General features: G+C 45.4%; 9 protein-coding genes. 3 read left to right on the forward strand and 6 right to left on the reverse strand.

The window, feature by feature from the left end; genetic code table 11:
• Positions 1 to 129: 129 nt before the first annotated feature.
• On the forward strand, positions 130 to 411 hold the full coding sequence (locus J7529_RS23935; protein ID WP_318731058.1) for a hypothetical protein: 282 nt from the start codon (positions 130 to 132) through the stop codon (positions 409 to 411).
• Entirely contained in the window at positions 408 to 830 is a 423-nt protein-coding gene (locus tag J7529_RS23940; protein ID WP_318731059.1) for a PIN domain-containing protein, read from the forward strand. Before J7529_RS23935 ends, J7529_RS23940 begins: the two co-directional genes overlap by 4 nt.
• Positions 831 to 848: 18 nt before the next feature.
• Here J7529_RS23940 and J7529_RS23945 read toward each other — a convergent pair whose 3' ends face one another.
• From J7529_RS23945 to J7529_RS23970, 6 genes are all read right to left on the reverse strand, one after another.
• A complete protein-coding gene (locus J7529_RS23945; RefSeq protein ID WP_318731060.1) occupies positions 849 to 974 on the reverse strand; it encodes a hypothetical protein in 126 nt (41 codons plus the stop codon).
• A 1-nt stretch (position 975) separates the two neighbouring features.
• The gene (locus J7529_RS23950; RefSeq protein WP_318731061.1) at positions 976 to 1,653 is read right to left on the reverse strand and encodes a Uma2 family endonuclease; all 678 of its coding nucleotides are present in this window, start codon (positions 1,651 to 1,653) and stop codon (positions 976 to 978) included.
• A gap of 83 nt (positions 1,654 to 1,736) precedes the next feature.
• Positions 1,737 to 3,170 carry an efflux RND transporter periplasmic adaptor subunit gene (locus J7529_RS23955; protein ID WP_318731062.1) on the reverse strand — a complete coding sequence of 478 codons (1,434 nt, stop codon included), beginning with the start codon at positions 3,168 to 3,170 and terminating at the stop codon, positions 1,737 to 1,739.
• Positions 3,171 to 3,325: 155 nt separating this feature from the next.
• Positions 3,326 to 5,653, reverse strand: a complete 2,328-nt coding sequence (locus J7529_RS23960) for a DUF3488 and DUF4129 domain-containing transglutaminase family protein (RefSeq protein WP_318731063.1) — start codon at positions 5,651 to 5,653, stop codon at positions 3,326 to 3,328.
• A gap of 83 nt (positions 5,654 to 5,736) precedes the next feature.
• Positions 5,737 to 6,783 carry a hypothetical protein gene (locus tag J7529_RS23965; protein WP_318731064.1) on the reverse strand — a complete coding sequence of 349 codons (1,047 nt, stop codon included), beginning with the start codon at positions 6,781 to 6,783 and terminating at the stop codon, positions 5,737 to 5,739.
• A gap of 25 nt (positions 6,784 to 6,808) precedes the next feature.
• The gene (locus J7529_RS23970; RefSeq protein ID WP_318731065.1) at positions 6,809 to 7,930 is read right to left on the reverse strand and encodes a hypothetical protein; all 1,122 of its coding nucleotides are present in this window, start codon (positions 7,928 to 7,930) and stop codon (positions 6,809 to 6,811) included.
• Positions 7,931 to 8,258: 328 nt separating this feature from the next.
• Between J7529_RS23970 and J7529_RS24945 the strand changes: the two genes are divergently transcribed.
• Positions 8,259 to 8,405, forward strand: a 147-nt coding sequence (locus tag J7529_RS24945) for a transposase (protein WP_413038978.1), incomplete at its 3' end; no start/stop codon positions are given.

Raw genomic sequence — 8,405 nt, forward strand, 5'->3', positions numbered from 1 at the left:
CCGTCTGCTCTTTGTTGTTGGCGATCGCGCTCCAACTCAGCATTCTCTGCTCTGTCTCGCTCTAGTTCTTTTTCCTGACACTGGCGATCGCGCTATAATCGTGAAGTTATACAATCGATCGCTCCAGCTATGAGTATGGATATTGTCATTACTCTGAATTCAGAATTGGAAACATTACTTCGTGCTAAAGCCACTCAGCGAGGTCAAGATATTAACACAGTAGCATCTGAGTTATTAGCTCATGTTTTAGCTGGAGAAGAGCAAAGCTCTCCAGTGCAAGAAAAGTCCTCCAGAACCAAGGTTCAAATTTTTAAGGATTTATTTGATGACGAGACCTCTGTACCCATCAACTTAGATTTAGATAGCGATCGGGCGAAATGGGAATATCTACAGGAAAAACATGATTTATGAAAGTATTACTCGATACTAATATTATTTTAGATTATGCTCTTGAACGACAACCCTTTTTCTATGATAGTGAAGAGATTTTTACAGCGATTCAAAATCAGCAAGTAACTGAGTATGTTTCTGCCTCTACTCTTAGCGACTTATACTACATCATCCGTAAAAAGAAGGGAAAAGAATGGGCGATCGCTTTCGTGAGTCGTTTGGTTGATTTGTGTGAAGTAGCCAGATGCGATCGCCAAACCATTGACATCGCTCTAAAAGCAAATTTTAATGATTTTGAAGATGGGATTCAATATGGTGCTGCCATTGTCAATCAATTAGATGCGATTATAACTCGAAATATTCAAGATTTCCCCGTTACTGATATCCAAATTCTGACGAGCGATCGCCTGAGAGAACAAATTAGCGATCGCCCAGAGTGAAACGACAAAGAACGGAGCCTACAAAGAATCCGGATCGATATTTAACTGTCGCAGTTTCTCCCGTAGCTCTTGTAAATCGGACTTGGCGCGATCGCGCTCTAACTCAGCACCGTCTGCTCTTTGTTGTTGGCGATCGCGCTCCAACTCAGCATTCTCTGCTCTGTCTCGCTCTAGTTCTTTTTACGCTGGCGTTCGGCTTCCTGACACTGGCGCGATCGCGCTCTTGCGTGACATCCTCATAAGTTCTAAACACTTCCCCAGTCGGCGCGAACACCTGCAACTCTTGCTCACTGGTACTAAAACTCACTCCCAATAAAGGACTTCTCCAACCCTCCATTTGAGGAATTTCGGTTAACCTCCCCCCACTTCTCAACCATCCTTGCAGTTGATTGAGTTCCGGATCGTAGACATAATATTCTTCCACCCCATAGTAATCGTAAAACCGAAACTTATTCTCCATCCCTCCTTTGTCATTGCTCGGTGAGACAATCTCTATCGCCACTTGAGGCACGATATTTCCTTCTTCCCATTGTTTATAAGAACCTCTATCTTTTTTCTCCACTCCCAAAACCACCATCACATCTGGTGCTTGACTGAACGGTAATTTTTCTTCTACTGCCGTTAACGTTCCCGCCTTTCTGGGATACCACAACAAATCCCCAGCCACAAACACATCTTGTCGCTCTTTAAATAGAACCGATAATCCGCCGACAATCGTTGTCATTAAACGAAATTGAACCGTATTATCCGCCATCGGTTTGCCATCACTTTCTGGGTAGAGTCGAGCTTCAATTTGCGCTTGAGAAAGCAATTCTTGTACCATTGTTTTCACCTTCCTATCCCGTTTTGAGGATACCATAACATCAGCACTCCCCCACTCCCCCACGACAGCGCAAAGCGCTGTACCTATTCCCTATTCTCTGGAGAACTGGGCAAGGTACTCGAATCTACTACAGGAACACCATCACGGAGTTTAACCACCCCTTCCGTGACAATGCTTTCACCTCCCTGTAAGCCTTCCTGCACTACAAAGCTTTGTCCAGTAATACTGCCTAGAGTGACTGGGGTTTGGGTCGCGACTTTTTGCCCTTCCGATTCATTCACGACAAACACAAAAGCTTGGTCACCAATGCGCGTAACTGCTGTCGTGGGAATAGTCACACTGGATTTGTCTTCCCAAACCACTTTTGCTTTGACTAATTGATCGGTACGCAATTGATTTTCGGCATTGGCATAGATGCCTTTAATGGTAATGGTTTGGGTCTCAGCATCAGTTTGTGGTGAAATGAACGACACGGGTATAATTCCAATGGGTTCATTTTGTTGAGTCTGCAACTCAATTCGGGTGCCAATGCGGACTTGGGATAAGCGGTCAATGGGAATCTGGATCAGGACTTCTAAAGGTTGGGATTGACTGACAGTAGCAAGAAGGGTTTGGCTATCAACAAAATCCCCAACGTTGACTGGCACATTGCCTACGGTTCCTGAAAATGGGGCGTTAATTTCATAAAATCCTAAGCGAGCTTCTTGTTCGGCTGCTTGTTGCCGAGTCCGTTGCAGTTCTTGTTGCGCACGAGCAATTTCAGCCTCCGCCCCAGCGATGACTTGATCTTGGGCGGCGAGTTGAGCATCTACGGAGGCAATCAGGCGATCATATGCTCGGCGACTACTGACGACGGTTGCTTGAGCCGCTTCAATCACTTTATTTTGGTTTTCGACATCCGCTTGCGCTTGTAGATAAGAGCGTTCGGTTTGATCGGCAGTTTCTTGAGAAACTGCTCCATTGTCAGCGAGGGATTGATAGCGCTCATTTTCTAAGGTTTGGTAATCGAGTTGGGCTTGCCGGCGGTCGAGTTCAGCTTCTTCGGAAAGTAGGGTAGATTTGGCGTTTTCCCAGTCGGCACGGGCGGAGTTGAGGTCTTTTTCGGTGGCAATGCGGGCGCGATCGGCGATCGCCGATTGCAGGTTGCTTTTAGCCGTTTCCACGGCGGCTGTAGCCGATCCCACTTGCGCCAGTTGGGAATTCACGGCTGCCTGTTGTTCAATCGGATCGATAATAAACATCTGTTGTCCAGCGGTGACGCGATCGCCTAAATCCACATATCGCTCTAAAATATTCCCACTCACCCTAGGGCGCACATTGGCAATCTCTCTCGATACCAAAGACACATTATATTCTGTACCCTCGCTGACCCGCCCCGATTCCACCTCTCCAAAGACTACTGGAACCGCAGGACGAGGTGTTGCCTGTACTTGTTCTTTGCCACAAGAGCCTAACAGCATAGCACTGGCAATCAGGGGAAGAATCTTAAACGCAGGATGAATAGGATAATTGTTCATGGCAGGGATTATGCTAGAGCGTTCTTTTAACGCCAACCATTTTAGCTTCTGTCTGGTAAAGAGGCCCCATGACTTAAAGATAATTTGGTAATTGAGTGGGCAGTGATGCTTACGTTAGAGGGAGATCTTAGAGAAATAGGATGACTGATTTGCCATTACCGACTACTTATTTGAGTGAGCAATTTCTTTTGGCGAGAACGTTGTTTTAATTGTTGTAAACTCTGCTGTAAATGAGAAATCGATTCAGATTCTATGCCCCCATAGCGCCATTGCACATAGGCTTGGGGAATCCTGTCAATTACGTTTGCTGTTTCTGAGCCATACTTACCCCGCAAGCTTTCGGCATATTCTTGAGGGGTTTGTGCTGGATGTTTGGGATAACCGGCTTCCCTAAGAATGTCTAAGTATTGTTGATAAATTCGCTCCACGGGATGGAGTTTAGAGAGCCATCTTTGCCGTCTCCACTGTTGCCATTGCTTAAATAAGACCCAGAGCAAAAAGGAGATCGCGATCGCTAAGATTGAACCGATAAAGAAACCCGTCCAGCCACTGGAAATCAATTGCCACAGACGAATTAGTGACCGGACTAAAACGGTCATAATAAATGCCCCGATCGCCGTAAGAGCATTTTTCACCGGAGACGGTAACCAACCCGCAACCCAATTCCAAAACTGACGCAGGACGCTAAAGCTTTGATAATCAGAAATTGAGGGCGGAATTAGGGGATGACCGGGAATCGGGTCAAAGCTAAACCAACCATACTCTGGAAAATAGACTTCTGTGAGGGCAAAGGCATCAATATTACGAACCACATACAATCCGGTAAAGGGGTTAAATTCTCCTGGCCCAAAGCCAACAGCTAGACGTGCCGGAATACCAATTGCTCTCAACATTATGGTTAACGTAGTAGAAAAGTGATCCGGATAGCCACCGTTATATTTGAAGAGAAAGGCTTCTACCAGGTCTTCATTGCCATCAAAAAAGGGTAATTCTGGCTCCAGACTATAGCGTTGTTTCAAATATTGAGCCAGATACAGAGCTTTTTCATAGGGATCGGTTAAGGGATTTTCTGAAGTGGCTAACGCTTCTTCTGTTTTCTGACGTACCCGCTCTGCAATTTCTGGAGGAATTTGCAGATACAGGTCACGAATATCTTGCGGATACTCAGTCGAGGCTTCCCGCAAAACCGAGCGATCGCGATAGGGAACCTCAGAAATTACAGTATAGGTTAATCCTTCTCGTAGGTTAAGGGGCGATCGCAATGCTCCATGTTTATCTATCCCCACTTCTCGCGTAGGAAAGTAGAGATCCTCAACTTGATATAACGCCGGTATCAGGTTGGGTAAACGTTGAACCACCGTATAGGTTTGCACCACTTCCCGACTTCTGGCTAATGAAGAAATGCGAGGCATGTAAAATTTATACGACCAAGATGGGCGTTCAACCAATGCTGTACCCTCTTGCTCAATTTCCCATCCTTGACCGGTATAGCGATCGAACCCTAAAACTCGCCAAAATCCTTCTGCTTGAGAGCGAACCCGTAACATCACCTTGGGAGTCAGTTGGCCTCTCAAATTCTGGTTGATTTGACTATTAAAACCGTAGTAAAAGGTCTCATCCATTTGACCGGCTCCCTCACTAGGGGCTTCTCCCCCGCCCCCTTCACCTTCTCCATCCTCGGCGGTTTCTGGGTTGATAATGGTTCCTGGCAATCCCTGAAAGCTTTGTTCTTCTTCTTGCATTAAAGGAGGTGCGCTGACTGGGAAATTGCGTAATTGATAGCCGGGAACCCTAGGAAAGGCCGCAAACAGAGCCATGCCTAATCCTAAAATCACTAAGAGCATAAATCCCAATTGTTTGGGCGCTAGTTCTGGTGCTAACGGGGTACGCTTACGAGTCGTCGAACGCCAATTCCAGGTGAGAGGCGATAATCCAAGCCGCGAGCGATAATCTAAAACCAGAGTAGGCAGGGCAATGACTAGGAATAGGAATAAGAGGGGGGAAAAGGCTAAGGTTTGGCTCAGAGTTGCAGCGACACCAATTAAAATCAGCCCGATCATCATCGAATAGCCCAAGTCTTTGCGGCGTGGTAAGTCGAAACTATGTAAGACTTGGAGATGAACCAGTAGTTCAGCCAGAACCAGTCGGGTATCGTTGAGTTGAGTAAACAGGTTTCCGAAAAATACAAAGAGGGCAATTAACATGCCAATAGCGATCGCAAATTTCGTGACTACATTGCGATCCTTGCGTCGATACCAACTCCACAGGGCCCCGATCATACCCACGGGAACAGCCCACAGACTCATTTGGGTCCCTGCCGCTACATCGGTGGCCATAATTCCCACACTCACTAAACCCTGAACCAATATTCTTAAGAACATGGATTCTTCAGCCACGGGTTTTGGAAGGCGCTCTACATGCTTCCACAAGTCCGATAAGAAGGGAAATTTTGATCTCTGGCGCGTCCCTGATGAGTTTGCCATAGGTTATATCTGGTTACGCTTGCTAATTTAAAGCTAAGAGCTAGTGTAACAAGATTTTTTGTCTTTGGTATCTGAAGTCAGGGTTAAGATCCCGTATGGGTCGGTTGAATAGCAAACATCAGGGGCGCTTCAGGATTGCTTTCTAGCTCAATGACCAAACTGTAGGGGCGCTCTCCAACAATATCAAATAACTCTACACTTAGATATCCAGGATCACAGCGTTTGGAAATGGCCTGTCTACCTTCACCTTGGAACTGCACTGTTCCGGCACAAGGCAGCAACGCTTCTACCCGGAGTTGAGACTTCTGTTCGGTCTGGGTATAATTAGCTGCAACTTTCAGCCATCCAAGTTCCGTTTCCCAGTTCCGTTCTATGGCGGCTTGATTGACAACGGGGGTTAGGGTTAGGGTTTGGAGGATTTTTTGGGCGGCTAATAGAGAAAGGAGCATTTTTTGCGATGGCTGGGCTTCCTCATATACTAAAGTCGGACGAGATTTTTGGGGAGAGCGCAATTCACCCAATAATAAGGGACGGGCTATCCGGTTTAAAGTCAGAAACTGATTGGGAAATAAATTTTCTACTGCTTGCACCAATTTTGCCCCCTCTTCCAGAGTAGACTGGGCAACTTGCTGACATTGATCGAGTAATTGAGTCAGCAAAGACTCAGGGAGTTGTACAGGAACGGGAAAATTTAACTGTTTGAGCTGTAGCATCCAAGGTTGGGAAAGAACAGGGGGAGAGGATACCACATCACAGGGGTCATCCTCATAGTCCATCATCGTTGTTTCCCAAGGAAATAAGGGAAGATTCGATTGCATTTCAGCTTGAATTCGTCGCTTTAATAAAGCCTGGAAACGGTCTTGCACGGCGGGGATCTCTCCTATCTCTAAAGGTTGGCCCTCTGGGGTTAAATGGGGGGGATAGATGCCATCGATATCTTCAGACTCTAAGGGATCGAGTGCCTCCCAATCCCAAGATGATTCATCGGGTTGATCTATCCATCGGGATGGATTGGGATCGGAATGGGAACTTGATGCTAGTTCTTCTGAAACTGGGGAAGAGTCATCCAATGGAGGATTGAGGAGCCAAGTAAAAAGGGCTTCAATTTTGGCTTCTGGGTCTTTATTCATGGCAAATTTTGAATTCTCCGGATAATTAGGCATTGCGGATCGCCCAAGCTTTTGCTAGGATTCTGATCCATCGTTTTTGAATTTGAGTGAGTGTACAGTCGAGTTGATTAGCGATCGCTTCATCATCAACCCGATCTTGTTTCAGATTAAGGTGTTTCCTCTGCTCTTCGGTAAGCTTATTGGTAAAAATTTCCCACTCTTGAGGCATTAGCCCTAAGTTTTGTTCTAAACTTGCTTCTAACCATTCATGTACTAATTGCCAATGGGGCCCTAGGGCAAACCGTTCTAAGTGATATTTAAACCGTTGTTGTAGATAATCCCGTTCCCTAGGCGTAATCTCTAAAATCCATTCAATTTGTGAAGTGGCTAAATCCAGTAAACGGAAGACGAAATAATCGGCACATTTTTGCTGACTGCGTTCTTCTAGATACTCTAAAAGCATTTGCACAACTTTTTCAGTAATTTCATCGGCTTCTGGGATCTGTACCTGGTTACTGATAGCCTTACGGACTTGAGAGAGTGCAGGACTTGACCACTCGGAAGTGGAGTCCGAACTTCCTCCTTCTGAAGCGGTTTCAATATCGACTAGCTCTTCTGGAGGTTGTTGCTGAGAAAAGGTTTGCGCTCGTAAAATAATCAGTTGTTGCGAACGATTCCCTTTCAGACGAATTCGGCGTTTAGCATAGCGCTCTGCAAAGGCCATGAATTCAGCAATGTCTAACCGAGTTTTTGGATGATAGGTGAGGGGAAGTTCGGTTTCACGGCGAAAGGCATTGAAGGCTTCGAGGTAAAAGGCTTGTAAAAAATCCTCAATTAACGTGGTGCGAGCTGTATAACTGGCTGACCGATAAGATGGATTTATATAACCATAAACGATCGCCGCTAAGGTACTATGGAGGTCTTGACGACCCTTAACCGATCCTTGCTGGTAATAATGTAAACATTGTTTAAGGCGAAGTTGAGCCAGCTTTTTAGCCCACTCTTCCACTTCCCCTGACATTTGAATCCGTTGACTCTCCACGCAAATTCGAGTCACTTCAGTCGCTAACCGATGGGCGACTTCCCGACAGTTATGTTGTCCCGCTTGGGTTGAATTCTGGAGTTGTTGCCATAGGAGTTCAAATATAGTTGTAAAAATCTGCTCCACAAGTCCCTTTATACCCCCCTAACCAAAGTGATTTGCTTAGATGAACGTAACACACCTTGGGTTGAGCTGCTTTTAGAAGAGGTTAATTCTTGCCGGTTGCTTCTTTCCATAGGCTAGACTAGGGATATAGTACACTCTTTTCTGTCACTCTCCGAGGAATTAAAATAGAATAATTTAGAAGCTCAATGGCTGAAAACAAGACATACTAATGGATGTAGAGTTACAGTTCTTAAAACATTTCCAGAAATAGCTAAATAATAAAAAAACGCTGCTCTCTCAACTGAATGAATTAGTACCTTGGGAGGAATTTCATCCAATCCTCGAACAAATTCATGACCGTGAACTCTCAAGTAATGCCGGTCATAAACCCCTAGACGTTATCTTAATATTCAAGTTAGTTATCCTACAAAAATTGTTCAATTTAAGTGACGATCAATTGGAGTACCAAGTCAATGATAGACTCTCGTTTATGAAG

Source organism: Roseofilum sp. Guam, from assembly GCF_017746735.1.
GTDB lineage: Bacteria > Cyanobacteriota > Cyanobacteriia > Cyanobacteriales > Desertifilaceae > Roseofilum > Roseofilum reptotaenium.

Bases quoted from the DNA above. Each gene is read 5' to 3' on its own strand.
- J7529_RS23950 (WP_318731061.1), bottom strand. From the start codon at position 1,653: ATGGTACAAGAATTGCTTTCTCAAGCGCAAATTGAAGCTCGACTCTAC.
- J7529_RS23940 (WP_318731059.1), top strand. From the start codon at position 408: ATGAAAGTATTACTCGATACTAATATTATTTTAGATTATGCTCTTGAA.
- J7529_RS23960 (WP_318731063.1), bottom strand. From the start codon at position 5,653: ATGGCAAACTCATCAGGGACGCGCCAGAGATCAAAATTTCCCTTCTTA.
- J7529_RS23955 (WP_318731062.1), bottom strand. From the start codon at position 3,170: ATGAACAATTATCCTATTCATCCTGCGTTTAAGATTCTTCCCCTGATT.
- J7529_RS23965 (WP_318731064.1), bottom strand. From the start codon at position 6,783: ATGAATAAAGACCCAGAAGCCAAAATTGAAGCCCTTTTTACTTGGCTC.
- J7529_RS23935 (WP_318731058.1), top strand. From the start codon at position 130: ATGAGTATGGATATTGTCATTACTCTGAATTCAGAATTGGAAACATTA.